The organism is Mesorhizobium sp. M7A.F.Ca.US.008.03.1.1, assembly GCF_003997495.1.
Lineage (GTDB): Bacteria > Pseudomonadota > Alphaproteobacteria > Rhizobiales > Rhizobiaceae > Mesorhizobium.
In genome coordinates this window covers 173,412-198,782 of the sequence record NZ_RZRU01000007.1, presented here as the reverse complement: position 1 = coordinate 198,782, position 25,371 = coordinate 173,412, and the positions used below count along the sequence as shown (strand labels likewise).

The following is a 25,371-nucleotide window of genomic DNA, read 5'->3' as shown; positions in this document are numbered from 1 at the left end:
GGTCAGACCTTGGCAAGCGCCTGTTCGAGGTCGGCGACGATGTCGTTGACGTCCTCGATGCCGATCGAAAGCCGCACCGTGTCCGGTCCTGCGCCGGCCTTGACCTTCTGCTCGTCGGAAAGCTGGCGGTGCGTGGTCGAAGCAGGGTGGATGACCAGCGACTTGGTGTCGCCGACATTGGCGAGGTGCGAGAACAATTCGAGCGCCTCGACGAATTTGACGCCGGCGTCGTAGCCGCCCTTGAGAGCGAAGGTGAACACGGCGCCGGCGCCAAGCGGTGAGTACTTCTTCTGCAGCGCGTTGTTCTTGTCGCTGGGCAGGCCGGGGTAGTTCACCGACGCGACCTTCGGGTGGTTGGACAGCCAGGCAGCGACCGTCACGGCGTTGTCGCAGTGGCGCTGCATGCGCAGCGGCAAGGTTTCCAGGCCGGTCAGGATGAGGAAGGCGTTGAACGGCGAGATCGCCGGGCCGAGATCGCGCAGGCCGAGCACGCGCGCGGCGATGGCGAAGGCGAAATTGCCGAAGGTTTCGTGCAGGACGAGACCGCCATATTCGGGACGCGGTTCCGACAGCATCGGGTATTTGCCCGACTTCGACCAGTCGAAGGTGCCGCCATCGACGATGGCGCCGCCGATCGAATTGCCATGGCCGCCGATGAACTTGGTCAGCGAATGCACGACGATGTCGGCGCCATGCTCGATCGGCCGGATCAGGTAGGGCGAGGCAAGCGTGTTGTCGACGATCAGCGGCAGGCCGTGCCTGCGCGCGATGTCGCCGATCTTCTCGATATCGACGAAGGTGCCGCCCGGATTGGCGAGGCTCTCGATGAAGATCGCCTTGGTCCTGTCGTCGATCTGGCTTTCGAAAGTCGAGATGTCGTATGTGTCGGCCCAGCGCACCTCCCAGCCATAATTCTTGAAGGCATGGCCGAACTGGTTGATCGAACCGCCGTAAAGCTTGTTGGCGGCGACGAAATTGTCGCCCGGCTGCATCAGATTGTGGAACACGATCACCTGCGCTGCATGGCCGGAGGCGACCGCGAGGGCCGCCGTGCCGCCTTCGAGGGCCGCCATGCGTTCTTCCAGCACCGCCTGGGTCGGGTTCATGATGCGGGTGTAGATGTTACCGAAGGCCTTCAGCCCGAACAGCGAGGCGGCATGGTCGGCATCATCGAAGACGAAGGAGGTGGTCTGATAGATTGGCGTGGCGCGCGCGCCGGTCGCCGGGTCTGGCTTGGCGCCGGCATGGACGGCGAGCGTATTGAAACCGGGCGTGCGGGTCATCGAAACCTCCCTTTTGAAATTCTTGAAATGGCCGGGCATTCTTGGCGAAGCCCGAGCGGGAATGCAAAGAAGAAAATGCCCTTCGGCGAATGATCTGCGGCCGAGGCCGTAGAAAATGCGCTGACCTGAGGAATAATTTTGCGCCAAGGCGCATTGCGCATCAGGCCTTGCTTTTGGTGCACGTCGTTATCCCAAAACCGCCGCGCACTTTTGAGCGACGCGCACTATTTCTGGCGCACGCCGAAACTCTGGAATCCCGACCGCATCAGCGGCTTCTTCGAAGACAGCACGCCGGAATTGACGCCGGTCCAGCCGATCTCTCCGGACAGCTTGCCATATTCGATCTTGGGGCAGCGGTTCATCACCACCTTGATGCCGGCAGCCTCGGCGCGCGCGGCGGTCTCGTCATGGCGCACTCCGAGCTGCATCCAGATGACTTTCGGCAAGGGATCGAGCCGCAACGCCTCGTCGACGATGCCAGGCACAGCCGCCGGCGCGCGAAAAATGTCAACCATGTCGATCGGCTCTGGAATATCGGCGAGCCTCGCATAAGTCATCCGGCCGATATTCTCCTTGCCGGCCTGGCCAGGGTTGATCGGGAACACCGAAAACCCCTTGGCCAGCAGATATTTCAGCACGAAATAGCTTGGCCGCACATCATTGGCGGATGCGCCGACCATGGCGATGGTCTTCACCGAATTGAGGATGCCGGCGATGTAGGTGTTGTCGTAGCTATCGTGGTTCATGCCTCGTCCTCATACAACGCCTCGTCGAGAAAGCCATCCGGGTCATTGCTGAAATCGCGCAGCATGCGGAAGTGGTCCGTGTCGCGAAAGTCCGCGGGCTCGAGCCCGAACCGGCTGATGCGGAACAGCCGCGCGCCTGGACAAGCCATCAGCAGCGGCGAATGCGTTGCCATGATCACTTGCGCGGTGCCTGACTGGTTCATGCGCCGCAGCATCTTGAGCAGCTCGATCTGACGCGACGGCGAAAGCGCGCTCTCGGGCTCGTCGAGGATGTAGATGCCTTGCCTGCGGCAGCGCTCCTCGAAAAAGCGGATAAAACCTTCGCCATGCGACCAGGACAGGAAGTCCGGCGGTGCCTCGCCAGACTCCAGCGCCGCCCGATCGAGATAGCGAGCCACGGAGTAGAAGGATTCGGCGCGAAAGAACCAGCCGGCGGTGACTTTCGGCAGCCAGTGGCCACGGAATGTGTCTGCAAGTGCTGCACCACTTTTGTCGACGGCGCCGGAATGGTCGACCGGCCTATATCCCTTGCCGCCGCCGGCCTCATCATAGCCGGCCAATGCGCCTATCGCCTCGAGCAGCGTCGATTTGCCGGTGCCGTTCTCACCGACAATGATGGTGATCGGCGTGGTGAATTCGAGTTCGAACTCGTGGCCGCGAAACAGCGGCAGGTTCCATGGATACTTTTCCCAATCCTCGACCCGCTCGGCGGCGAGCAGGATGCGCTTTAGGTAGGGAGCCTTTAGCCGCGTCAGCTGCTTGCGATGGGCCATCAGCCGGTTCGCATCATTTGGGCAGTGAAATCGTGCCGTCTTCCGCGATCGGAAAGGCCGGATTGTGCGCCACTTCCCAGACATGTCCGTCGGCATCGGCAAAATAGCCGTACCAGCCACCCCAGAAGGCGCGGCCGGCCGGCTTGACGATCCGGCCGCCGGCTTTTTCCGCCCTGGCGAGCACGTCGTCGACTTCGGCGTCGGAGCGAGTGTTGTAGGCGAGGGAGACCGCCGATGGCGCCGCGGCGAAGGCGATGCCGGAATCCTCTTCGGCGCTGGCGCGCGGGAACAGGCCCAGAATGACGCCGCCCATCTGGAAGAAGGCGACACCTTCGGTAATGCCGGCATGCCGCTTCAAGCCCATCGCCTCATAGAAACGCACCGCGCGGTCGAGATCGTCAGTCGCGATCGTGATGATGGAGATGCGCGGCTCCATGGTGCTGCTCCTATTCCTCCGTCCATTCCGGCTTGCGCTTGCCGATGAAGGCGCCGATGCCTTCCTCGGCGTCACGCGCCAGCATGTTTTCGACCATGATCCGGCCGGTATAGGCGTAGGCGTCCGCCAGCCCCATCTCGGCCTGCGCGTAAAAGGCTTCCTTGCCCGTCTTGATCACCAAAGATGATTTGGAAGCAATGGTTTGCGCGTATTTGGTGACGATCTGATTCAGATATTCGCGCGGCACGACGCGGTTGACCAGGCCGAACTCCTTGGCGGTCGCCGCATCGATCGTCTCTCCGGTCAGCAGCATCTCCATGGCATGCTTGCGCGAGACATTGCGCGACAACGCCACCATCGGCGTCGAGCAGAACAGGCCGATGTTGACGCCCGGCGTGCAGAAAGTCGCCTCATGCGAAGCGATCGCTAAATCGCAGCTGGCGACCAGTTGCAGCCCGGCGGCGGTGGCGAGGCCGTCAACTTCCGCGATGACAGGCACGGGATGGCGCACGATCGCCTGCATCAGCGTCGCACAAGCAGCAAACGTCTCTGCGAAGAAGGCCTTGCCATGATCGGCGTCAGTGCGGCGCGCGGTCATTTCCTTGAGATCGTGGCCGGCGCAGAACACTTTTCCGGCCGCCGACAAAATGATGACGCGAACGGCCTTGTTGGTCTTGGCGCGCTCGAATTCCGTCGTCAGCGCCGCCATTACCGCCAGCGACAGGGCGTTGGCGGGCGGATTGGCGAGTGTGAGGCGCAGCACGCCCTTGTCCAGTTGTGCAACAACCGGCCCCTCAACGGCGGCAGGCTTGATGGCAAGGATTTCGGCCATGGATAAGGTCTCCGCGATTCCGCTCGGGGCTGCCAGAGTATCTAATACCGGATCAGGTTTCGTCCAACACCCATTGCTTGCGCCAAGGGACGAAGGTTGTCAGAAATGCCGCGCTGCGCCCATACAGCTACGCACAAAACGTGAGACCGACATGCCCGCCCAGACCAATTTGAAGCCGGTGCTGACCGCGCAACAAGTCAATGCGCTGATGGAAACCGTCTACCCGCAGCTCAACGAACAGTTCAAATATTACGAGGCGATCGATGTGTTCCCTGGCGGCTGTACCGTGCGGCTCAATGCCGGCGAGCGGCACCTGCGTCCCGGCGGCACCGTATCCGGCCCGTCGCTGTTCACGCTGGCCGACATCGGCGGTTATGTCTGTGTGCTCAGTCATGCCGGGCCGGATGCCCTTTCCGTCACCGTCAACCTCGACATCAATTTCGTCCGCAAGGCCGAGGCCGGACCGATCGACGGCCATTGCCGCATCCTGAAGCTGGGGAAGAGCCTGATGGTGTTCGACATCGACATCGTCGCCGGCCCGGGCGGACACACGGTGGCGCACGCCACCGGCACCTATTCGATCCCACCTAAGCGGAATGGCGATGTGGTAAAATAATACCTTTTGTTCAACTTATTGTTTTTGCTACATTTTACCTGATGTCCGACTTTTCGTTCGCCTTGACGCGATCACCACCCTCCCCTATAAGCCCCTCACGAAGCAGCGGCCCGCAAAGGCCGCCGTTTTGTTATTGGCGGCGGGCAAGCGCCTTTCGCCAATCCAAGCAACAAGAAACGCCTTCTCTTATGAAGGTCAGAACCGAGAGCAGAAAACATGACAACCTTTTCGCAGAAGCCTGCGGATGTGGTGAAGAAGTGGATCCTGATCGACGCCGAAGGTCTCGTCGTCGGTCGTCTGGCCACTGTCATCGCCAATCATCTTCGCGGCAAGCACAAGCCGACCTTCACCCCGCATGTCGACGACGGCGACAACGTTATTGTCATCAATGCCGACAAGGTGGTGTTCACCGGCAAGAAGTTCACCGACAAGGTCTATTACTGGCACACCGGCCACCCAGGCGGCATCAAGGAGCGCACCGCGCGCCAGCTGCTCGAGGGTCGTTTCCCCGAGCGTGTCGTCGAGAAGGCCGTTGAGCGCATGGTCCCGCGTGGTCCGCTCGGCCGTCGCCAGATGAAGAACCTGCGCGTCTACGCAGGCGCCGAGCATCCGCATGTCGCCCAGCAGCCCGTCGTGCTCGACGTGGCCAAGCTGAACGCCAAGAACAAGAAGGTCGCATAAGATGGCTGAGCTTTCCTCGCTCGCAGAACTGGGCGCCGCCACCGGCAACACCAATACCCAGCCGGCAGCCCCCGTCCACGTCCAGAAGCTCGACAAGTCGGGCCGCGCCTATGCCACCGGCAAGCGCAAGAACGCCATTGCGCGTGTCTGGGTGAAGCCGGGTTCCGGCAAGATCATCGTCAACGACAAGGAATTCGCGACCTATTTCGCGCGTCCGGTCCTGCAGATGATCCTCAACCAGCCGATCATCGCCTCCAACCGCGCCGGCCAGTACGACATCGTCGCGACAGTCGTCGGCGGCGGTCTCTCCGGCCAGGCGGGCGCCGTGCGTCACGGCATCTCCAAGGCGCTGACCTACTACGAGCCGACGCTGCGCGCCGTGCTCAAGAAGGGTGGCTTCCTGACCCGCGACAGCCGCGTCGTCGAGCGCAAGAAGTACGGCAAGGCGAAGGCCCGTCGTTCGTTCCAGTTCTCGAAGCGCTAAGCACTTCGCAGCTTCAGACAATCGAAGGCCGCCTCCGGGCGGCCTTTTTTCGTTTAGGTCTCGGCAGTCACCCCACCCGCGCCTGCGGCGCGACCTCTCCATCGAGGGGAGGTAGAAGAGCGCGGCAATTCCGCTTGCCGAGATATCGGCAAAATCGGCAGGCGCCAGAACGAAGAGCGCGGCGCCCTACCTCCCCTTGATGGGAGGTCGGCGCGCAGCGCCGGGATGGCGCCGGCATAAAACAGGTCAGGCCTTGCCGCCCTTGATATAGTCGATGAACGCCCGCAGCGGGGCCGGAACCAGGCGCCGGCCGGGATAATAGAGAAACGGTCCGGGAAAACTCTGCCACCACGGTTCGAGCACCGGCTCAAGCGCACCGCTGTCGAAGTAAGGGCGAAGCCAGCCCTCGAAGAGGCCGATGATGCCGGTGCCGGCGATGGCCGCGTCGACGGCTAGATCGGTTGCACCGCCGATCCGCACGATCAATGGCCCCGTCGGATCGACCCGCACCACCTCGCCGTCGCGCTCGAATTCCCATGGCAGCATCGCACCGCTGGCAAAGCGTCCGCGCACGCAGGAATGGCCAAGCAGGTCGCTCGGGTGTTCCGGGCGCCCATGGCGAGCAAGATAGGCAGGGCTGGCGGCGGCGGCGAAATGCTGCACGCGCGGTCCGATCGGCACTGCGATCATGTCCTGTTCCAGCCGTTCGTCGTAGCGGATGCCCGCATCGCAGCCGGCCGCCAGCACGTCGACGAAGTTCTCGTCGGCGATCACCTCCAGCCTGATACCGGGATAAGCGGCCAGGAAACCCGGGACGATGTCGGGCAATATCAGCCGAGCAGCACTAACCGGCACATTGAGACGCAACGAGCCCGCCGGCCTGTCGCGAAAGCCGTTCACCACGTCCAGCGCCGCCTCCACCTCCGACAGCGCCGGGCCGAGCCGCTCCAGAAGGCTAAGGCCCGCCTCGGTCGGAACAACGCTGCGCGTCGTGCGATTGAACAACCTGACACCAAGCTGTGCCTCGAGGCGACGCACCGCCTCGCTCAAGCCCGAAGCGCTGCCGCCACTGGCACGCGCGCCATCGCGAAAGCCGCCGGCGCGCGCCACTGCCACGAAAGCGTTCAGATCACTGAGGTCCATCATTGTTCGCTATTCCGCACGGCCTGTGTGGATTGTACCGGATTATCACGAGGTTGGGCAGCGCCTATCTCTGGCTCCTTCAAAGGAGATCAATCATGTCCAATATTCAACAGGCCGGCACCTTCACTCCCGCCACCTTCAAGCTTGGCAGCCACACCGTGAAGCGGCTTGGCTACGGTGCCATGCAGCTTGCCGGTCCCGGCGTGTTCGGGCCGCCCAAAGACCATGACGCGGCATTGGCCGTGTTGCGCGAGGCCGTTGCGCAGGGGATCGACCACATCGATACCAGCGACTTCTACGGTCCGCACGTCACCAACCGGCTGATCCGCGAGGCGCTGGCGCCCTACAAGGACGATCTGGTCATCGTCACCAAGATCGGCGCCCAGCGCGGCGCGGATGGATCATGGCTGCCGGCCTTTTCGCCAGAAGCGCTGACCCAGGCGGTGCACGACAATCTCAGCAATCTCGGGCTCGAGGTGCTCGACGTCGTCAATTTACGCATCATGTTCGATACCCATGGTCCAGCCGAGGGATCGATCGAAGCGCCGCTCACCGTGCTGGCCGAGCTTCAACAAAAGGGCCTGGTCAGGCACATCGGGCTGAGCAACGTGACGTCGGCGCAGATCGCGCAAGGACGCCGGATCGCCGAGATCGTCTGCGTGCAGAACCAATACAATCTGGCGCATCGCGGCGACGATGCGCTGATCGACGACCTTGCCCGCGACGGCATTGCCTATGTGCCGTTCTTCCCGCTCGGCGGCTTCAATCCGTTGCAATCGTCCACCCTGTCGGACGTCGCAGCGCGCCTCGGCGCCACCCCCATGCAGGTGGCGCTCGCCTGGCTGCTGCGCCGCGCGCCCAATATCCTGCTGATCCCCGGCACATCGTCGGTCGGGCATCTCAGGGAAAACCTGGCGGCGGGCGAACTGCAGCTTTCGGAGGGTGTGCTGGGGGAGTTGGATGCGATGGCGATGGCGGCTTGAGGCGCAGGACCTGCATGCAGCTATGGAAGCTAAGGCCGTCTTCGGACGCCTTTTTAGGGCTCGACAGTCACCCCACCCGGCGCTTCGCGCCGGGTGGGGTGATGGCGCCGGCGTTCCCAAGGTGGGGTGACTGCGCCATCATCGATTGCTAATTGATACTCGCCGTATTCGCCGGCTCAGCCTGCCGCGCCTCGTTCGCATAAGGCACGCGAAAATCATGCGCCGCCAGCCAGTCGATGGCCGCCTTCGGCTCGTCGGTCTGGATGATGGTGGCGCCGCGATCAGCCCAGAAACCCCAGGCTTCGCGCGGCAGGCTGGCCTGCACGGCCAGTTCGTCACCGCGGCCGCCGGCGAGGAAGCCGCCCGGCTTGCCAATGATGGCGTAGGTGTCGGCCCAGATGTGCCAGTCGCCCCGCACTGCGGCCGCGCGCATGCGCGTGCTGAACAGTGGTCCGCCGGTCTCGGTCAGCGTCTCGGCGCCTGCCCGCCAGTTGATCAGCTCGATCGCACGCGGCGAGAAGGCATGGTCGACCGCCTCGGCGAAGCTGACATCACGCACCGCGTCATCGGCGATGATCGGCATGAACTGGAAGCCGCCGCCGATGGCGGTCATTGCGGCCTTGACTGCGGTGATCCTGTCCTGGTTCCACAAATTCTCCTTGACGATGACCTGTTCGGCCATGCCGAGATCGCGGGCGACCGCAATCATGCCCGGGAGGTCGCCCACGTCGAGCTTGTTGTCGAGGTTGATGAGGATTCTGTCCCTGGTCGCCGTCAGCATCTCGCGCAGCGTCGAGACTGTTTCACCTGTCACCGCACCGGTGCCTTCGACCAGCAGCCGGCAGGTCTTCAGTTCGGCCAGCGTGTACTTGACCACCTCGCCCTTGCAGGTCGTGGTGCGGTCGAGCCAGCTGTCATGCATGACGACGAACTCGCCGTCCTTCGAGCGCCTGATGTCGACCTCGACGATTTCGGCCCCCATGGCGATCGAGCCTTCGACAGCGGCAATCGAATTTTCCGCATAGAGCGTCTTGCCGAGCTGCATGCTGCCGGCGCGATGCGCTGCCACCATGACGTGGTCGCGCCACTGGTTGGCATGCTCGAAGCGGTCGAGGATCTGTCTGGCGCGGGTCTCGCCGGCAAAGGCCTGGCCAGAGGCGGCTGCCTGGGCCGTGTAAAGCAGAAGACTCAGCCAAAGGGTCCGCATCGAGAATCGCTCCTTGCCGGATCGACACCCGGATAGGCGATGCCCGTGACATCTGGGTGAACGAAGCCGGCTAGCGGAATACTCGCAGCAGGTGCGTCAGATGCGTTTCGAGAGCCTGCGGAACCACGCCATGGCCGGCATCTCGACGAAACGCCAGGTGATCCAGGAGACGGCAATGGTGGCGGCGAGCATGACGATGATCGCCACCGCTCCCGTCCAGCCGGCGCCAAAACCGGTGGCAGAGTGGCCACGCAGCATGAAGTCGCCGATCAGGCCGAGACCGAGCTTGCGCTCGACGAGCCCGGCGACGTTGATCAGGCGCGCCTGGACGAAGATGTGGGCCATGTAGATCGAATAGGACAGCGCGCCGAGCGTCAGCATGAATGGGGCTCTCAGCAAGGCGCTGATCCAGCCGCCCTCATGAGCGAACAGAAACAGCGCCAGCGCGAACACCAGCGGGGCCGCGATGCCAAAATCATTGCCGCCGGCCAGCGAGACGAAAAGCACGATGACGGCGACCATGACGATTTCGGCAAGTGTCCAGGCCATGCGTGGGCCGCCCCTGGCGAGGGCCTGTCGCGCCCCTGCAATGGAATCATGCTGAAACCAGGCCAGCAAGGCGCCGAGCGAGAAGCCGTACAGGCAGCGGATGAAGCCGAAATCGAAGGACACATCCATATGATGGGTCGAGAAGCCGAGCAGGAAAAGCGGCGCGGTGACGGCGGCGGCGACGAACCATATCCAGGCGCGCGCGCCGGCGACGAAGACCACGCCGGCAAACAAGAGATAGGCGAAGAACTCGGCCGAAATGCTCCAGCTTGGTGCATTCCAGGTCAATTGATCCTCGAAGCCGACACCCTGCAGCAGCAGAAGATTGGCAAGCAGGCTGTTGAGATCGAAGCCACCGGTGAAGGGAGCAGCCCCGGTGCCGTGCAATTGCGGCAGCATCAGCCGCAGCAGCTCGAAGCCGGCAAAGGCGGCAAGCATGAGCAGATGCAGCGGGTAGATGCGGCCGAAACGGACCAGTGCGAAGCGCGCGACCTGTTCCGGCTGGTTCAGCCTATCGCCGTAGCTGCTGGCAATGACGAAGCCGGACAGAACGAAGAAGAAATCGACGAAGAGGTAGGACGAACCAATGAAGGCGCTTTGCGAAATCGTCGAACCGGTCGGGAAGTGAAACAGTGCCACCAGAAGCGCGCAGATGCCGCGCCACGAATCGAGAACCAGGAAGCGTTCACCCGCGATCGTACCGGTGTGGGTCGACGCCGCGGCACGGGTGGGGTTGAGAAACGCGGTCTGCGTCATGATGATACAAATCCTGTCTTACCGTGGCACTCGCTGAGCGCCATTCCGTCTCGCCAAGCTGTGACTGGCATCTTCCGTGCCGGTTCTGTAGTGGTTGCACCCCGATGAAAAACGAGGATCCGTAATGGCGAACAACAACATCGACAACGCCTTCACCGCCCGTTCCAAAACGGGCGCCGCGTTCGAGCCGACCTATGCCGGCGCGCTGTCGTTCATGCGGCGCAAATACACCAAGGACGTGAAGGGCGCGGACGCGGTGGTGTGGGGTATCCCCTTCGACGCCGCCGTCACCAACCGGCCTGGCGCCCGCTTTGGGCCGCAGGCCATCCGCCGTGCCTCGGCGATCCTCGACAACGACCCGCAGTATCCCTTTTCACGCGATCTGTTCGAGCATCTGGCGGTGGTCGACTATGGCGATTGCCTGCTCGATTCGGGCAACCACCAGAAGACACCCGGCACGATCGAGCGCGAAGCCGCCAAGATCTTGAAGTCGGGCGCCTTCCTGCTGACGCTCGGCGGCGACCATTTCGTCACCTGGCCGCTGCTCAAGGCGCATGCCGCCATCCACGGTCCGCTCGCACTGGTGCAGTTCGATGCGCATCAGGACACCTGGCCGGACGACGGCAAGCGCATCGACCATGGCTCCTTCGTCGGCCGCGCCGTCAAGGAAGGCATCATCGATCCCGATCGTTCGATCCAGATCGGCATCCGCACCCATGCGCCCGACACGTTCGGCATCAAGATTCTCTACGGCCATGAAATCGAGGAGATGCGGGCGTCCGATATCGCCTACGCCATCGTCGACCGCACCGGCGGCAAGAAGACCTATCTCACCTTCGACATCGACTGCCTCGATCCGGCCTATGCGCCGGGAACCGGCACGCCGGTCGCCGGCGGACCGTCCTCGGCGAAAATCCTGTCAACGCTGCGCCAGCTCAACCAGATCGATATTGTCGGCGCCGATGTCGTAGAGGTTGCGCCGGCCTATGATCACGCCGATATAACGGCAATCGCCGGCTCGATGGTGGCCATGCAATACCTCGGCCTGTTGGCGGAGCGAAAGGCACGGCTTGAAGAGCTGAACAACGGCCATCACAACGGTGCCGCAGTGAATCACGGCAACGGCATATAGTCCTAGAATATCAGGGAATTTGATCAGTCCATGAAACCGAAAATCTTCATCGACGGCGAACACGGCACCACCGGCCTGCAGATCCGCGCGTTGCTGGCTGAGCGCAATGATCTGGAGATCATTTCCATCCCGACTGAGCGTCGCAAGGAAACGGCCGCGCGCGCCGAGTTCCTCAATGCCGCCGATGTCGCGATCCTGTGCCTGCCCGACGATGCGGCGAAGGAAAGCGTCTCGCTGATCGCCAACGACACCACCAAGGTCATCGATGCGTCGACCGCGCATCGCGTGGCGGAAGGCTGGGCGTATGGTTTCGCCGAGATGGACAAGACGCAGGCCAAGACGATCGCCTCGGCAAAACGCGTCGCCAACCCCGGCTGCTGGCCGCAGGGACCGATCGCAACGCTGCGGCCGCTGGTCACATCAGGCCTGCTGCCGGCGGATTTCCCGATCACCGTCAATGGCATTTCGGGCTATTCGGGCGGCGGACGGCCGATGATCGAGGACTATGTCGCCAAGGGCGAGGACGCCTCGGAATTCCTGCCCTACGGCCTCACTCTGCAGCACAAGCACGTGCCGGAACTGAGGGCCTATGCAAGGCTGTCGCATGATCCGATCATGCAGCCGGCAGTCGGCAATTTCGCGCAAGGCATGATCACCGTGGTGCCCTTGCAGCTTGGCGGCCTCGACCATGTGCCGACGGGCGCGGAACTGCATGCGGCGATTGCCGACCATTTCGCCGCCATCAAGGGCGGCGTGGTCGAGGTGGCGCCCTATGCGCATTCGGAGCGCATGCCGGAGATCGATCCGGAGATCTACAACGGCACCAACCGGATGAAGGTTTACGTCTTCGCCAACGACAAACGGGCGCAGGCCCTGCTGCTGGCGGTCTACGACAATCTCGGCAAAGGCGCCTCGGGTGCCGCCGTCCAGAACATGGACCTGATGCTCGGCCTCTGATGGACACGCCAGCCTTTCCGGCGCGCTGGAAAGTCAGCGCGCCCGAACTCATTGCCGAGACCTTTTCGAGCCGCATCTGGAAGGTTTTGCGCGAAGACGGATCGCCGGCGATCGTCAAGGCGCTCAAGCCCTTCGATGACTTCGCCGACGAGTTGCGCGGCGAGCATTATCTCGCCTGGCGGCGCGGCGAAGGCGCGGTGCGTCTGCTCGGCCGCGACGGCCGCAGCATGCTGCTCGAATATGCCGGTGAAACCCTGCTGCAGCAGGTGCTCGACGAACAGGGCGACAACGCCGCCACCGCAATCGCGGCGGAGGTGATGGCAAAACTGTTTTCGCAGGGGAAAGACCCCTTCCCGCCCGAACTTCAGCCGCTCCGGGAACGGTTTTCAAGCCTATTCAAGAAGGCCGCAACCGACCGCGATTCGGACCATGACAGCCTTTATGTCGAGGCCGCCATCATTGCCGACCGGCTGCTGGCTGATCCACATGATATCAGGCCCCTGCATGGCGACCTGCATCACGAAAACATCCTGCACGGGCCGCGCGGCTGGCTGGCCATCGACCCCAAGGGCGTGCTCGGCGATCCTGGCTTCGATGCCGCGAACATGCTCTACAACCCGCTCGACCGGGACGATCTCTGCCTCGACCCTGAGCGGATCGCGCATATGGCCGAAGTCTTTGCCAACACTCTGGGCCAGACACCGACCGCTATCCTCGATCATGCCATTGCCTATGGGTGCCTGTCGGCGTCCTGGCATCATGAGGACGACAACGCGGTCGAGGAGAACCGCGAATTGTCGATCGCCGAGGCGGTCCGAGCGGTGCGGGCAAGCTTCTGATCCGATCCAGTAGATCAGCTCGGGATCAGCCCCTGAGCGCTATTCCCGTCGGCAAGGGATAGGCTCCCTTGGTGCCGCGCCAATGGGCTGCTGCAAAGCCCAGCACGATCAGCGCAAATCCCTGATGGGTCAGCGCCATATGCAGCGGCACATGCATCAACAGCGTGCTGATGCCGATCGACGCCTGCACCAGCACCAGTAGAAACAGCAGCGTCGCGCGACGCGCATGGGTTGATCCGGGCAACAGCCGGCGCGCGGCAATCATGTGCCATAGAGTCACGATGAGCACCGTGTAGGCGCCGAGCCGATGGATGAACTGCACCGTCTTCGGGCTCTCGAAGAAGTTGCGCCATGCCGGCTCGAGGATCAGCAGGTCGCCCGGGATGATCTTGCCGTCCATCAACGGCCAGGTGTTGTAGCTTAGGCCCGCGTCGAGCCCGGCGACCAGGCCGCCGAGATAGATCTGGATCAGCGCCAGCAGCACGATGAAGCCGGCCAGCCTCTGCGTCGACCTATCGGCGGCAGGCTCGGAATGCGGTGCCAACCCTCGCGCGACCACCATGGTGGCGGTGAAGATCAGCGCGGCAAGCGTCAGGTGGGTCGCCAGCCGGTACTGGCTGACGGAAACCCGGTCGACCAGGCCGGAAGCCACCATCCACCAGCCGATGGCGCCCTGCAGGCCGCCGAGCAGGAGAATGCCCACCAGCTTCGCTCCCAGGCCGCGTTCGATGCGGCGCGTCGCCCAGAAAAACAGCAGCGGCAAGGCAAAGACCAGGCCGACGCTGCGCGCCAGGATGCGGTGTGCCCATTCCCACCAGAAGATCGACTTGAACGCCTCGATGCTCATGCCCTTGTTGAGTTCGGCATATTGCGGAATCTGCTGGTAGAGCTGGAATTCCTCTTGCCACTCGGCGTCGTTGAGCGGCGGGATCACGCCGTGGATCGGCTTCCATTCAGTGATCGACAGGCCGGAATCGGTGAGCCTGGTGGCGCCGCCGACCAGCACCAGGGCAAACAGCACCAGAAGCACCACATAGAGCCAGCCGCGCAGCAGCGCCCTATTGTGCAGGTCGCGGTCGCGGGCGACGTATGGCGCGGCAGCTGATATGGCAGCCATGATCTTATCCCGGCAGGTTGATTTCGCGGATTGGTGGACCATCGCACCCTTGCTGGCAAGGCCATGCGGCGCGGCACGCCGTCGCGCCGCGTCTCACCGGTTGCACAGTCTCGCCTCAAGGCCTATGCGAAGCCAATACCCCTTTGAGTCTGCAGGCCGCCTGTGCAAATTCCGGCATGCTCGATCAGGAGACCAACCATGCCCCTGCGCCTGAAAAAGCTGATCGGAATGTTCCTGCTGGTGGCGCTGGTCATCATCTATGCGCTGGTCGCATCGATCTTCGCGGTCGCCCGGCTCTCAGAGTCCGGCCCGTGGGTGCATTTCCTGTTCTTCCTGCTCAGCGGCCTGCTCTGGGTGCTGCCGGCGATGGGCATCATCAAATGGCTGATGCTGGAGCCGAGGGCCAAGCGCTGAGCAGAACCCACCACCGTCAGATGGTAACGACCATCTTGCCGGCATTGGCGAGCGGCGTCGTCACACCCGACAGCATGGTGCGGATGTGGGCGAGGCTCTGGTAGCGGCCGTTGACTGAAATGCGCGGCAAGGCATGCAGGAAGCCGGCATGCTCGGCGCGCAGCACACCGTGGCGTGTCGTCACCGCGGATATGTAGCCGGCGTCGCGGGCAAAGCCCACTTCGCGACAGCCTACGGCACTCGCATAGCCATACGGGTAAGCAAAATGGCGGGGCTCTTCGTCCAGTTCGGCCCGCAACATGGCGCGCACGTCACCTACCTCACGCCGTGCATCGGCTTCGGAGAGCCGCTTCAGATTGCTGTGGTTGATCGTATGGGCGCCGATCGTCACCAACGGATGCGCGGCGATGCGGCGGATTTCGTCCCAGTTCATCAATGTGCGCAAGCGCGGGCCGTCGGCGTCGATGCCGTTTGCGCGAGCCAGGTCACGCAACACGGCCTGCAGGTTCTCCTCGCGGATTTCGGCGGTGAGATAGGCGTGCAGGCGTGCATTGGCCTGCAGCTTCTTCGCGGGGGTCGAGCAATCGATCGTCAGCGGACCATTCGGCCGCGTCAGCGTCAGTGTATCGCGCGCGTTGACGATGTCCTCGACAACGTCCCACCACAGATCGGCTGTGCCGTTGATCAGCCCGGGCGCGACATAGATGGTGATCGGCGCGCCGTGCTTCTCGAGCACCGGCAGCGCCTCGGTCATATTGTCGCGATAGGCATCGTCGGCGGTGATCGTGGCAAACTGACCGCCCTTGCCGCCTGCCTTGATGCGCTCCACCGCTTCGTCCATGGAAACAAAGGCATAACCGTGCCCCTTCATGTCGGCGATCATGGCATCGAGGAAACCAGGCGCGATATTCAGGTGTCGGTTGACGCTGTCGGGCCGTTCCGGCGTCGCGGTAACACGGTGCAGCATCAGGATGGCGCCAATGCCGCCGATAAACGGCTTGGCCAGCGGTGCAAGGCCGGTATAGCGGGCGACGTTCAGCGCCAGTTTCCGGATTGCCTCCCCGCCGTCGATCATTCATTCACCTTTTGCGCCTAGGCTGATCCAAGCACGGAATGCGCCTATGCGACCCCCCAAATCGCGATCAATACGCCCTAAGGATTGAGGTATGGTTGACGCAACTGCGTCATTTGACGACAATCGGCTCGCGGCGGCCGAAGCATCGTCGCGCGCCTTGCCACGGGACCATGCCGGCCTGTCGATTTCAGTGGCGTCCACGGACGGGCTCGCGGCCCATGCCGAGTTCTGCCGCTCGGCCCTGTTTGGGCCGGCGCAGAGTGCTGCCTGGGTCCAGAATTGGGCGGCCGAGACACGACCGGACCTGCTCGTCGCAACGCTGAGCGCCGAGGGCAAACCGGTTTTTTCGCTGGCGCTGGAGGTTGCCTGCAAGGGGCCGTTCCGCGTCGCCCGTTTCATGGGCGGCCGCCACGCCAACGGCAACTTCGTCGCCGCGGACCCGAACTGGCTGGCCAAGCCGGATATACCGGCCCTCCGATCAGTGCTGGCGGCCATCGCCAAGGCACGCCCGGACATCGATCTGGTCGCGCTCGAGCGGTTGCTACCCGATCTCGACGGCGTCGCCAATCCGCTTGCATCGCTTGACCATTTTTCCAGCCCCAATCTGTCGCTGGCCGTCGATCTCGCCGGCGGTTTCGATGCGCTGCTTTCCCGCGCCAGCGGCAAACGCAAACGCAAGAAGCACCGGTCGCAAATACGGAAATTCGAGGCCGTAGGCAGCCATCGGCGCATCGAGGCCCGCACCCCCGACGAGGTGGACAGGCTGCTCGACGCCTTCTTCGAGATGAAGGAACTCCGCTTCCGCAAGATGGGCATCGCCAATGTTTTTGGCGACGCACAGGTACGCGGCTTTTTCCGCGCGCTGTTCATGCAGGCGCTTGCCGAGGACAAGCCTTCCTTCCTGCTGCACGGGCTCGAGGTTGCCGGCAAGCTGCGCGCCATCACCGGTTCAAGCCGCTCGGGCAAACGCCTGATCTGCGAATTCGGAGCGATCGCCGAGGACGATCTCGGGCACGCCAGCCCCGGCGACTTCCTGTTCTTCGACAACATCCAGGAAGCCTGCGAGACCGGTTTCGAGGTCTATGACTTTTCGGTCGGCGATGAGCCTTACAAGCGGCTGTGGTGCGATATCGAAACGCGACATTTCGAAGTGCTGGTCCCCTTGACCGTGAAGGGCCGCATGCTGGCGCTGACGCTTCGGCAAGGCGCGCGGCTGAAAGCCTTCGTCAAGAACAGCCCGACGATCTGGAAGCTGACCAAGCTGCTGCGCCGCAAAGCCGCCGGCCAGGCAGCGCCCTCGGAAGAAGACAGCTAGCGCCATGAAGCCGATCATCCGCACACTGTCCCTGCAGGAACTGGCGCTTCTCGTCGACTGGGCGGCCGCGGAAGGCTGGAACCCAGGTCTTGAAGACCCGGCGATGCTCCAGGCGGCGGACCCCGAAGGCTTCATCGGCGCCTTTGTCGGCGACGACATGGTCGCGGCAATTTCGGCCGTGGCCTATGGAAGCGAATTCGGTTTCATCGGCCTCTATATCTCCCGGCCTGACATGCGCGGCATGGGCTACGGCAAGACGGTGTGGGACGCCGGCATGAAAAGGCTCGCAGGCCGGACCGTCGGCCTCGACGGCGTCGCCGAGCAGCAGGCCAATTACCGGCGCAAGGGCTTCGCACCGGCCTACGAGACCATCCGCTTCACCGGGCGCAAGGCAGGCCCGGCGGTCAGGGGCGATGGGTTGCGGATGATTACAACGCAGCTCCTGTCCGACATCGTCGCCTATGACTCCCATTGTTTTCCGGCGTCGCGATGGGCCTTCCTGCAGCGATGGCTGCAGGAACCGCATCATGGGCTGGCGTCAATCGGCTCGCGCGGCGTCACCGGCTTTGGCGTGGCACGCCGCTGTCGATCCGGCTTCAAGATCGGCCCGCTGTTTGCCGACGACGTGGAAATCGCTTTGCAACTCCTGGAGGGACTGGCCGGTGCTTGTGAGGGCGGCGAGTTGCACATCGATGTCCCGGCCGATAACACCGGCTTCATAACTGCGCTCGATGCGGCCGGCTTTGCGCCGACCTTCACCACCACGCGCATGTACAAAGGACCTGCGCCGGAACTGGACCTGCAAAGGGTGTTCGGCGTAACGACCCTGGAACTGGGATAGATCGGGCGAAGCGCTGAACGGCTCCGCCAAGCGATCCGCAGCTCTTTCAGGCGGCGGCAGTGCGCCGTCCCGGCACCGGATTGCCGGGCGGTTCGTGGCCGAGCGGCGTCACCAGCGTCAGGTCGGGATAGCCGTTCTCGATCAGCTTGACCGCAGCCTGCGTCACCTCATCGTCGGCCTCCAGCATGGAGAGGAAGACCTCGGTGGCGTCGCCGGTCAGACGGCCGATGCCTTGCGCGTCGGCCGGTCCGCACTCGACCACGACCAGGTCGTAGGCTGTGGTCAGCGACTGCATGATGATCGGCAGCCGGTCGGCGGCACGCATGGCACGAACCGGATCGGCGGTTCCGACCGGAATGACGTGACAGTCCGAGTAGAGATCGGCATGGATGACGTCACTGAACTGCGCTTCCGAAGCGAGCAGGTTGGTGATGCCCGGGAAAAGGCCGCTGTCCAGCATCGGCCGCGAGGCGGCCCCCGACGCGGTGAGGTCCAGCAACAGCACGCGCAGGCCGGCGTCGGCGACCTCGCGCGCCACCAGGATCGCGGATGCAGCCGCCTCGTCGCCTTCCGGCGAGACGAATATGGCGCGCGCCGCACCGCTGGAGATCAGCTTTTCGGCAGCCTTCTCGATATCGATCTCGCCCAGGGTGGAACGCGCCGGTTCGGGCTCGACAGCCGTTTGCTCAGCCGCCGCCGTAGCGGGCATTGCGACCACATCCGGCGCCTCGGCCATGGCCGGCATCGCGGCGGCATAGGGCTCCGCATCGGCTTCATCCGCACGTTCAGGCAGTTCCTTGCGAATGACGGCGTCCTGCAGGATGGCAGGCTCGTGGCGGACAAATGGCTCGGAGACCGGCGTCTGCACCACATGGGGCATTGCGACCTCATCGATCCGTTCGAAACGGGAACCGCTCGCCGGCCGCATCGCGCGGCCTGAAAACAGCTCCCGCAGAAGCGTCACGATGGCCATGATCAGCAGCGATGCGGCGAAAGCCGCGCCGACGATCGGCCCGACCTTCGGGAAATAGGCCTCGGAGGGAACCGAAGCCTTCGAGGCGATCCGGGCGTCGACGGGCAGATAGTTGCGGTCCTGGCGCGAAGCGGCTTCGCGGTAGTTGGTCAGGTACAGTTCGAGTTGCTGTCGCTTGGCGGTCGCGTCGCGCTGCAGTGCGTCGAGATCGACCTGCTGTTCGCCGGCCTGCGCCGAAGCGGCTTTCAATGTGTTGACGTCGGCGACAAGCTGGTTCTCGCGGGCCTTTGCCGTCTCGGCCTGCATCAACAGGCCTTTCATGATCTTCTGGGCCTCGCTGCGGATCTGTGCGTCCAGATCGGACAGTTGCGATTTCAGCGCGCGAATGCGCGGATGATTGCCAAGCAGTGTCGTCGACAGATCGGCGATGTTGGAGCGCAATTCGACCTGTCGCTCACGCAAGCGTTGGATCAGGTCCGATGACAGAACCTCCGGCACGGCATCCAGCGAACCGCCATTCTGCAGCGCCCTGCGCACACCGTCGGCGGTCGCTTCGGCAGCGGCGCGGTTGGCGCGCACTTTCGACAGTTCGCTCGACAGCTCCGAAAGCTGCTGGGTGGCCAGCACCGAATTGTTGCCACCCATCAGAAGATCGGACTGGGCGCGGTAGGCGGCGACCTTCGCCTCGGCATCCTTGACCTGCCGCTGCAGGTCGGCGATCTCGGGCGCCAGGAAGTCGGCGGCGGCGCTGTTCGATTCGAGCTTGGCCGCCCCTTGCCCCGCTATATAGGCGGCAGCGATAGCGTCAGGTATGGCGGCCGCGAGCTTGGGATCTTCCGATGAGAACTCGATGGCAATGATGCGGGTCTTCTCGACGCCGTAGACATTGAGCTTCTCGTGCATTTTCTTGAGCACGCGCTCTTCCGTCGGAATTTCCATCGGGTCGCTTTTCAGGCCGACCAGGACCAGAGCGCGGCTCAATGCCGACATGTCGAGCGCTTCATTGAACTCGGGCAGTTTTTCCAGACCAAGCTTTTGCGAGACCTGCTTGAGGATTTCGTTGGAGGAAATGATCTGGACCTGGGTGGCGACGCCCTGCTCGTCGAGAATAGGCTTGTCGGTGTCGTTGTTGTTGCTGGCCGGCCGCGTGTAGATGGATTCGCGCGGCGCGATCTCCACCTGCGTCTCGGCCTTGTAGTGCCGGGTTGCCAGCGAGGCGAAAGCGAAGGCCAGCCCGGTTGCCAACAGGACGACGAGGACTATACGCAGCCAATTCCTCGCCAGGCTGGCGAAGAGCTGCCTGAGATCGACATCGACATCTGCGGCCGCGGACTGAACGGACATGCATCCCTACTCCGATACTGGGTCAGCACGCACCGTAAACAACTATGGTAACTCAGCCGTTAAGATCGCGGTAAGTTTCCGTTAGGGTTTACTGGCGGGCGATAAACAAAACCGCCAAAAATCGTAAAACTCTTGCCGCGACGTGATGTGCCGGGCGCTCCCTTTACCGGCCATTAACCCTAACAGGATGATAACGGACCTCGATCCCCAGAGTTGCTGCGACGTTGCAGCGACCAGTCGAAGGTACCTGTCCGGCCATGAAAAGCACTGCTTCCCTGTCTCGCGCGCTGCTTGCCGTATCGATGCTTGCTGGCTGTTCCAGCTACCGGCCGACGCCGGCGGCCTTCCATGAGGTGCTCGATCAGCCCTATCGTCTTGGCGCCGGCGACCGCGTCCGCGTCACCGTGTTCGAGCAGGACGGATTGACCAACACCTACAGCGTCGACCAATCCGGCTACCTCTCCTTCCCGCTTGTCGGCGCCATACCGGCGCGCGGCCACACCGCGCAGCAGATGGAAAAGGAGATCGCCGACAAATTGCGGCAAGGCTATCTGCGCGATCCCGACGTTTCGGTCGAGATCGACCGCTACCGGCCGATCTTCGTCATGGGCGAAGTGGGTGCCGCCGGCCAATATTCCTATGTTCCCGGCCTGACGGTGCAGAAGGCGATCGCCATTGCCGGCGGCTTCACGCCGCGCGCCAACCAGGAAAGCGTCGACATCACCCGCGACATCAACGGCAAGGTGATGACCGGCCGCGTGGTCACCTCCGACCCGCTGCTGCCGGGCGATACGGTCTACGTCCGCGAACGTCTGTTCTGACAGATACCAAGTGGCGGACAGGCTCAGGATCGTCCATTGCTTTCGCTCACCCGTCGGAGGAATTTTCCGGCATGTGCGCGACCTGACCGAGGCGCAGGTCGCCGCCGGGCATTCCGTCGGCATCGTCTGCGATTCGACGACGGGCGGCGCGTTCGAGGAACATCTGTTCGATCAGATGAAGGACATGCTGGCGCTCGGCATTCATCGCACGCCGATGCAGCGCCACGTCGGTCCCGGCGACCTTGCCTCAGCTTGGCGCACATACAGGATCATCAAGGAATTGCGGCCGGACGTACTGCACGGGCATGGCGCCAAGGGTGGCGCCTATGCCCGTCTGTTCGGCTCATTGTTGCGGGTATCAAGGTCTCGCGTAGCCCGCCTTTATTCGCCGCATGGCGGCTCCCTCCACTATGACGAGAACACGACCACCGGAAAGCTGTTCTTCGTGCTCGAGCGCTTCATGGCGCGCTTCACCGACTATCTGCTGTTTGTCTCGGACTATGAGCGGCGGACCTATCGCCACAAGGTCGGCGAGCCGCCCATTCCCAACACCCTCGTCTATAACGGCCTGCGCGCCACAGAATTCGAGCCGGTGATCACCGCGCCGGGCGCAGCCGACCTGCTTTATATCGGCATGATGCGCGACCTGAAGGGACCGGACATCTTCATCGATGCATTGGCGCTCGCCGGCTCACGGTTCGGCCGCCCGCTGACCGCGGTGATGGTCGGCGACGGCGACGACCTTCCGCGTTACCACGGGCAAGTGAAACGCCTCGGGCTCGAGCGACATGTCCGCTTCCTGCCGCCGATGCCGGCCAGGGAGGCCTTTGCCCTTGCCGCGCTTGTCATCGTTCCCTCGCGCGCCGAAGCCATGCCCTATATCGTCCTGGAAACGCTTGCCGCGGGAAAGCCGATGATTGCAACCGCGGTCGGCGGCATTCCGGAGATATTCGACACCGGTTCCCCTGCCCTGATCCGACCCGACCCGATCGAGCTCGCCGAAAGGATGAGCCAGGCGCTGGCCGACCCGGCCGCCTATCGCGACCTGATGCCCGATGGCGCCAACCTCAAGGCGCGCTTCGGCGCCGATGTGATGGCCGCCGACATCGAGAAGGCCTATTTCGCCGCGCTCGACGGGTAGGCGCAGGACCAAGCCGTTCCAAAGCCATACGTTGTTTCAAGGGTTTCTTAGCTCTCTTTTGCTATGACCGTGGGGAAGCTTGCGGAAAGCCCTCATGAACGAGATCGACCCCGCGCGCCGCTTTTCAGCAGAGGCGGTGCGTAAATTCGACGGCCCGGCCGATGGCGACACGCCAAGCGGCATGAACGATGTCGCCCGCCAGGTCGCCTCGCAGTACAGGCGCGATACGATGTCGCCGATCATGGTCAGCGGTGTCCTGCGCATGGTCGAATTCGGCTTGCTGTTCCTTTCCGGGCTCGCCGTCTATTTCCACTATGTCGGGTTCTTCAATTATCTCGCCTGGCAATATCCGGTGACGATCGCAGCGGGCTCGTTCCTTGCCGTAGTGCTGCTCGACGTCACCGACTGCTACCAGATCGTCGCCCTGATGCGGCCCATCGCCAACTTCGGCCGCGTGCTGCTCGTCTGGGCCGGCAGTTTCGCCTTGATGGCGCTGACGGCATTCGTCATGAAGATGTCGCAGGACTATTCGCGCCTTTTGTTCGGCACGTGGTTCGTCGTCGGCTTCGTTCTCATCTTCGGCCTCAGGCTGGTGATGTCGAAGCTGATCCGGGCCTGGGCGCGCGATGGCCGCATGGAGCGGCGCGCCGTCATCGTCGGCGGCGGCAAGGCGGCGGAAATCCTGATCCGCTCGGTCGAAAAGCAGCCCTACAACGATATCCGCATCTGCGGCATCTTCGACGATCGCGGCGACAAGCGCTCGCCGCCCATCGTCGCCGGCTACCCCAAGCTCGGCACCATTTCGGAGCTGATCGAATTCGCCCGCATCGCCCGTATCGACATGCTGATCGTATCGCTGCCGCTGACCGCCGAATCGCGCGTTCTGCAGCTGCTGAAGAAGCTGTGGGTGCTGCCGGTCGACATCCGGCTGTCGGCGCATTCCAACGCGCTGCAATTTCGCCCGCGCGCCTATTCCTACATCGGCGCGGTGCCGATGCTCGACATCTTCGACAAGCCGATCAACGACTGGGATTCGGTCGCCAAGCGCGCCTTCGACATCGTCTTCAGCCTGATCGGCATCGTCGTGTTCTCGCCGGTGATGCTGGCGACCGCCATCGCCATCAAGCTCGACAGCAAGGGGCCGGTGCTGTTCCATCAGAAGCGGCACGGTTTCAACAACGAGATCATCGAGGTCTACAAGTTCCGTTCGATGTATACGGACAAAGCCGACCCGACCGCCAAGCAGACGGTGACCAAGAACGACCCGCGCGTCACCCGTGTCGGCCGCTTCATCCGCAAGACCTCGATCGACGAGCTGCCGCAGTTCTTCAACTCGCTGTTGGGTTCGCTGTCGCTGGTCGGCCCGCGTCCGCACGCCATTGCCGCGCAGTCGCATAACCTGCTCTACAACGAGGTTGTCGACGGCTATTTCGCCCGCCACAAGGTCAAGCCCGGCGTCACCGGCTGGGCGCAGATCAATGGTTGGCGCGGCGAGATGGACACCAACGAGAAGATCCGCATGCGCACGGAATATGATCTCTACTACATCGAGAACTGGTCGCTGCTGTTCGATTTGCGGATCCTGTTCCTGACGCCGCTCCGGCTGCTCAATACGGAAAATGCCTATTGAGCGCGATCAGCCATGATCTGCCGCGCGCGGCGGTCAACGCCAAGCTGGTCGCGCTGATTTCCTCGGGTGCGGTCTTCCTCGGGATTCTGCTGTCCGGCTTCGTCATCAGCGAGCCGGCGCCCTATGAGCTCTATATGGCCGGGCTGATCGCCATCTGGGCGCTTTTCGGCTTGAGGATTTCCCGCGCGGCAACGCCATTGCTGGTGCTGCTGGTGACGATGAACATCGGCGGCATGATCTCCATGACGCAGATGGCGGACCTCGCCAACACGCCGCTCTATCTCGCCGTGTCGCTGTTTCTCGCCTTCAGCGCGGTGTTCTTCGCGTCGATCACCGCCGTACAGCCGAACCTCTACCGATTGATCTTCATTGCCTATGTGGTTTCGGCCGTAGCCACCTCGCTGCTTGGCATTGCAGGCTACTTCCATGCCTTTCCGGGCGCGGAGATGTTCACCAAATACGACCGTGCCGCCGGCGCCTTCCAGGACCCGAACGTGTTCGGCCCGTTCCTGGTGCTGCCCGGCATCTATCTGCTCTATCTGCTTTTGACCGGACCGGTGACACGCATGCCGCTGCTGGCGGCGCCGCTGCTGATCATCACCGCCGGCATCTTCTTCTCCTTCTCCCGCGGCGCCTGGGGCATGTTCGCCGTTTCGGCTGTCCTGCTCACCGGCTGCCTGTTCCTGCAGAGCGCCAGCGGCAAGTTCCGGCTGCGCGTGGTGGTGATGACGATGGCCGCGCTGGCGCTGCTGGTCGTCGCTATGATCGTCATCCTGCAGCTGCCCGGCGTGTCGGAGATGTTCTCCAACCGTGCCCATCTCGAACAGAGCTACGACACCGCCCGCCTAGGCCGCTTCGCCCGCTACGGCATCGGCTTCCAGATGGCGATGGAGCATCCGTTCGGCATCGGCCCGCTGGTCTTCGGCACGATCTTCGGTGAAGACACCCACGACATCTGGCTGAAGATGCTGATGGACTATGGCTGGCTCGGCTTCGTGTCGTTCCTTGCGCTCGTCTTATGGACGCTAGCAGCCGGTTTCCGCATCCTGCTGCGCGACCGCCCGTGGCAGCCGTATCTGTTGTGCGCCTATGTCGCTTTCATCGGCAATATCGGGCTCGGCACCTTCATCGACATCGATCACTGGCGCCACGTCTATCTGCTGCTCGGCCTGATCTGGGGCGCCATCGCGCTGGAATACAGCCATCAGCGGCTGTTGCGGCCAGTCTTGCAGGGCTCGCCGGCACCGGCAATCGCAGCGGGATAAAAGTCGCGGAATTCGGTT

25 protein-coding genes are annotated in these 25,371 nt (G+C 63.2%); 14 read left to right on the top strand and 11 right to left on the bottom strand.

The annotated features are described in order from the left end of the window. Positions 1 to 2: 2 nt before the first annotated feature. The 5 genes from EOA16_RS12170 to EOA16_RS12150 form a co-directional block, all read right to left on the bottom strand. Positions 3 to 1,283 (bottom strand): O-acetylhomoserine aminocarboxypropyltransferase, encoded by a 1,281-nt coding sequence (locus EOA16_RS12170; RefSeq protein ID WP_127258221.1) that lies wholly within the window; start codon positions 1,281 to 1,283, stop codon positions 3 to 5. A 224-nt stretch (positions 1,284 to 1,507) separates the two neighbouring features. Then, positions 1,508 to 2,029: a CoA-binding protein gene (locus tag EOA16_RS12165; RefSeq protein WP_127258220.1), complete on the bottom strand. Its 522-nt coding sequence runs from the start codon at positions 2,027 to 2,029 to the stop codon at positions 1,508 to 1,510. Next, positions 2,026 to 2,802 (bottom strand): AAA family ATPase, encoded by a 777-nt coding sequence (locus EOA16_RS12160; protein WP_127258218.1) that lies wholly within the window; start codon positions 2,800 to 2,802, stop codon positions 2,026 to 2,028. Before EOA16_RS12160 ends, EOA16_RS12165 begins: the two co-directional genes overlap by 4 nt. Before the next feature lie 13 nt (positions 2,803 to 2,815). Further along, positions 2,816 to 3,238 (bottom strand): VOC family protein, encoded by a 423-nt coding sequence (locus EOA16_RS12155; RefSeq protein WP_127258217.1) that lies wholly within the window; start codon positions 3,236 to 3,238, stop codon positions 2,816 to 2,818. Positions 3,239 to 3,248: 10 nt separating this feature from the next. Then, positions 3,249 to 4,070 carry an enoyl-CoA hydratase gene (locus EOA16_RS12150; protein WP_127258215.1) on the bottom strand — a complete coding sequence of 274 codons (822 nt, stop codon included), beginning with the start codon at positions 4,068 to 4,070 and terminating at the stop codon, positions 3,249 to 3,251. 151 nt (positions 4,071 to 4,221) lie between these two features. On the opposite strand from EOA16_RS12150, the gene EOA16_RS12145 reads away from it, so the two are divergent. The 3 genes from EOA16_RS12145 to rpsI all read left to right on the top strand — a co-directional run bounded on the left by EOA16_RS12145 (position 4,222) and on the right by rpsI (position 5,851). Further along, positions 4,222 to 4,686, top strand: a complete 465-nt coding sequence (locus tag EOA16_RS12145; protein WP_127258214.1) for a PaaI family thioesterase — start codon at positions 4,222 to 4,224, stop codon at positions 4,684 to 4,686. A gap of 216 nt (positions 4,687 to 4,902) precedes the next feature. After that, positions 4,903 to 5,367 carry a 50S ribosomal protein L13 gene (rplM, locus tag EOA16_RS12140; RefSeq protein WP_013532205.1) on the top strand — a complete coding sequence of 155 codons (465 nt, stop codon included), beginning with the start codon at positions 4,903 to 4,905 and terminating at the stop codon, positions 5,365 to 5,367. 1 nt (position 5,368) lies between these two features. Continuing rightward, positions 5,369 to 5,851: a 30S ribosomal protein S9 gene (rpsI, locus tag EOA16_RS12135; RefSeq protein WP_023810272.1), complete on the top strand. Its 483-nt coding sequence runs from the start codon at positions 5,369 to 5,371 to the stop codon at positions 5,849 to 5,851. Between the two features lie 246 nt (positions 5,852 to 6,097). On the opposite strand, the gene EOA16_RS12130 is transcribed toward rpsI, so the two are convergent. Then, the gene (locus EOA16_RS12130; RefSeq protein ID WP_127258212.1) at positions 6,098 to 6,997 is read right to left on the bottom strand and encodes a LysR substrate-binding domain-containing protein; all 900 of its coding nucleotides are present in this window, start codon (positions 6,995 to 6,997) and stop codon (positions 6,098 to 6,100) included. A 92-nt stretch (positions 6,998 to 7,089) separates the two neighbouring features. On the opposite strand from EOA16_RS12130, the gene EOA16_RS12125 reads away from it, so the two are divergent. Continuing rightward, the gene (locus EOA16_RS12125) at positions 7,090 to 7,977 is read left to right on the top strand and encodes an aldo/keto reductase family oxidoreductase (RefSeq protein WP_127258211.1); all 888 of its coding nucleotides are present in this window, start codon (positions 7,090 to 7,092) and stop codon (positions 7,975 to 7,977) included. A 148-nt stretch (positions 7,978 to 8,125) separates the two neighbouring features. On the opposite strand, the gene EOA16_RS12120 is transcribed toward EOA16_RS12125, so the two are convergent. Then, positions 8,126 to 9,184, bottom strand: coding sequence for a glycerophosphodiester phosphodiesterase family protein (locus EOA16_RS12120; protein ID WP_127258209.1), 1,059 nt, complete (start codon positions 9,182 to 9,184; stop codon positions 8,126 to 8,128). A gap of 96 nt (positions 9,185 to 9,280) precedes the next feature. Then, positions 9,281 to 10,489 (bottom strand): acyltransferase, encoded by a 1,209-nt coding sequence (locus EOA16_RS12115; RefSeq protein WP_127258207.1) that lies wholly within the window; start codon positions 10,487 to 10,489, stop codon positions 9,281 to 9,283. Positions 10,490 to 10,613: 124 nt separating this feature from the next. Between EOA16_RS12115 and speB the strand changes: the two genes are divergently transcribed. The 3 genes from speB to EOA16_RS12100 are packed head-to-tail and all read left to right on the top strand — an operon-like array spanning position 10,614 to position 13,417. Beyond that, entirely contained in the window at positions 10,614 to 11,621 is a 1,008-nt protein-coding gene (speB, locus tag EOA16_RS12110; protein WP_127258205.1) for an agmatinase, read from the top strand. Between the two features lie 30 nt (positions 11,622 to 11,651). Further along, on the top strand, positions 11,652 to 12,578 hold the full coding sequence (argC, locus tag EOA16_RS12105) for an N-acetyl-gamma-glutamyl-phosphate reductase (protein ID WP_127258204.1): 927 nt from the start codon (positions 11,652 to 11,654) through the stop codon (positions 12,576 to 12,578). Continuing rightward, positions 12,575 to 13,417, top strand: a complete 843-nt coding sequence (locus EOA16_RS12100) for an aminoglycoside phosphotransferase family protein (protein ID WP_206517333.1) — start codon at positions 12,575 to 12,577, stop codon at positions 13,415 to 13,417. Before argC ends, EOA16_RS12100 begins: the two co-directional genes overlap by 4 nt. Positions 13,418 to 13,442: 25 nt before the next feature. Here EOA16_RS12100 and EOA16_RS12095 read toward each other — a convergent pair whose 3' ends face one another. Continuing rightward, the gene (locus tag EOA16_RS12095; protein WP_127258201.1) at positions 13,443 to 14,534 is read right to left on the bottom strand and encodes a COX15/CtaA family protein; all 1,092 of its coding nucleotides are present in this window, start codon (positions 14,532 to 14,534) and stop codon (positions 13,443 to 13,445) included. A 198-nt stretch (positions 14,535 to 14,732) separates the two neighbouring features. On the opposite strand from EOA16_RS12095, the gene EOA16_RS12090 reads away from it, so the two are divergent. Next, positions 14,733 to 14,948 carry a DUF2842 domain-containing protein gene (locus EOA16_RS12090; RefSeq protein WP_013532215.1) on the top strand — a complete coding sequence of 72 codons (216 nt, stop codon included), beginning with the start codon at positions 14,733 to 14,735 and terminating at the stop codon, positions 14,946 to 14,948. Between the two features lie 16 nt (positions 14,949 to 14,964). On the opposite strand, the gene EOA16_RS12085 is transcribed toward EOA16_RS12090, so the two are convergent. Then, on the bottom strand, positions 14,965 to 16,023 hold the full coding sequence (locus EOA16_RS12085; protein ID WP_127258199.1) for a polysaccharide deacetylase family protein: 1,059 nt from the start codon (positions 16,021 to 16,023) through the stop codon (positions 14,965 to 14,967). Between the two features lie 91 nt (positions 16,024 to 16,114). On the opposite strand from EOA16_RS12085, the gene EOA16_RS12080 reads away from it, so the two are divergent. Continuing rightward, a complete protein-coding gene (locus tag EOA16_RS12080) occupies positions 16,115 to 17,338 on the top strand; it encodes a GNAT family N-acetyltransferase (RefSeq protein ID WP_127258197.1) in 1,224 nt (407 codons plus the stop codon). A 4-nt stretch (positions 17,339 to 17,342) separates the two neighbouring features. Further along, complete coding sequence (locus EOA16_RS12075) at positions 17,343 to 18,179, top strand: GNAT family N-acetyltransferase (RefSeq protein ID WP_127258196.1); 837 nt, start codon at positions 17,343 to 17,345, stop codon at positions 18,177 to 18,179. A 46-nt stretch (positions 18,180 to 18,225) separates the two neighbouring features. On the opposite strand, the gene EOA16_RS12070 is transcribed toward EOA16_RS12075, so the two are convergent. Next, entirely contained in the window at positions 18,226 to 20,496 is a 2,271-nt protein-coding gene (locus EOA16_RS12070) for an exopolysaccharide transport family protein (protein WP_127258194.1), read from the bottom strand. Between the two features lie 257 nt (positions 20,497 to 20,753). On the opposite strand from EOA16_RS12070, the gene EOA16_RS12065 reads away from it, so the two are divergent. The 4 genes from EOA16_RS12065 to EOA16_RS12050 all read left to right on the top strand — a co-directional run bounded on the left by EOA16_RS12065 (position 20,754) and on the right by EOA16_RS12050 (position 25,353). Next, positions 20,754 to 21,317: a polysaccharide biosynthesis/export family protein gene (locus tag EOA16_RS12065; RefSeq protein ID WP_127258193.1), complete on the top strand. Its 564-nt coding sequence runs from the start codon at positions 20,754 to 20,756 to the stop codon at positions 21,315 to 21,317. Between the two features lie 10 nt (positions 21,318 to 21,327). Further along, complete coding sequence (locus tag EOA16_RS12060) at positions 21,328 to 22,458, top strand: glycosyltransferase family 4 protein (RefSeq protein ID WP_127258191.1); 1,131 nt, start codon at positions 21,328 to 21,330, stop codon at positions 22,456 to 22,458. Between the two features lie 94 nt (positions 22,459 to 22,552). Then, on the top strand, positions 22,553 to 24,088 hold the full coding sequence (locus EOA16_RS12055; protein ID WP_127258190.1) for an undecaprenyl-phosphate glucose phosphotransferase: 1,536 nt from the start codon (positions 22,553 to 22,555) through the stop codon (positions 24,086 to 24,088). Further along, complete coding sequence (locus EOA16_RS12050) at positions 24,085 to 25,353, top strand: O-antigen ligase family protein (RefSeq protein ID WP_127258188.1); 1,269 nt, start codon at positions 24,085 to 24,087, stop codon at positions 25,351 to 25,353. The genes EOA16_RS12055 and EOA16_RS12050 overlap by 4 nt, the downstream gene beginning before the upstream one ends. The last annotated feature ends 18 nt before the right edge of the window (positions 25,354 to 25,371 follow it).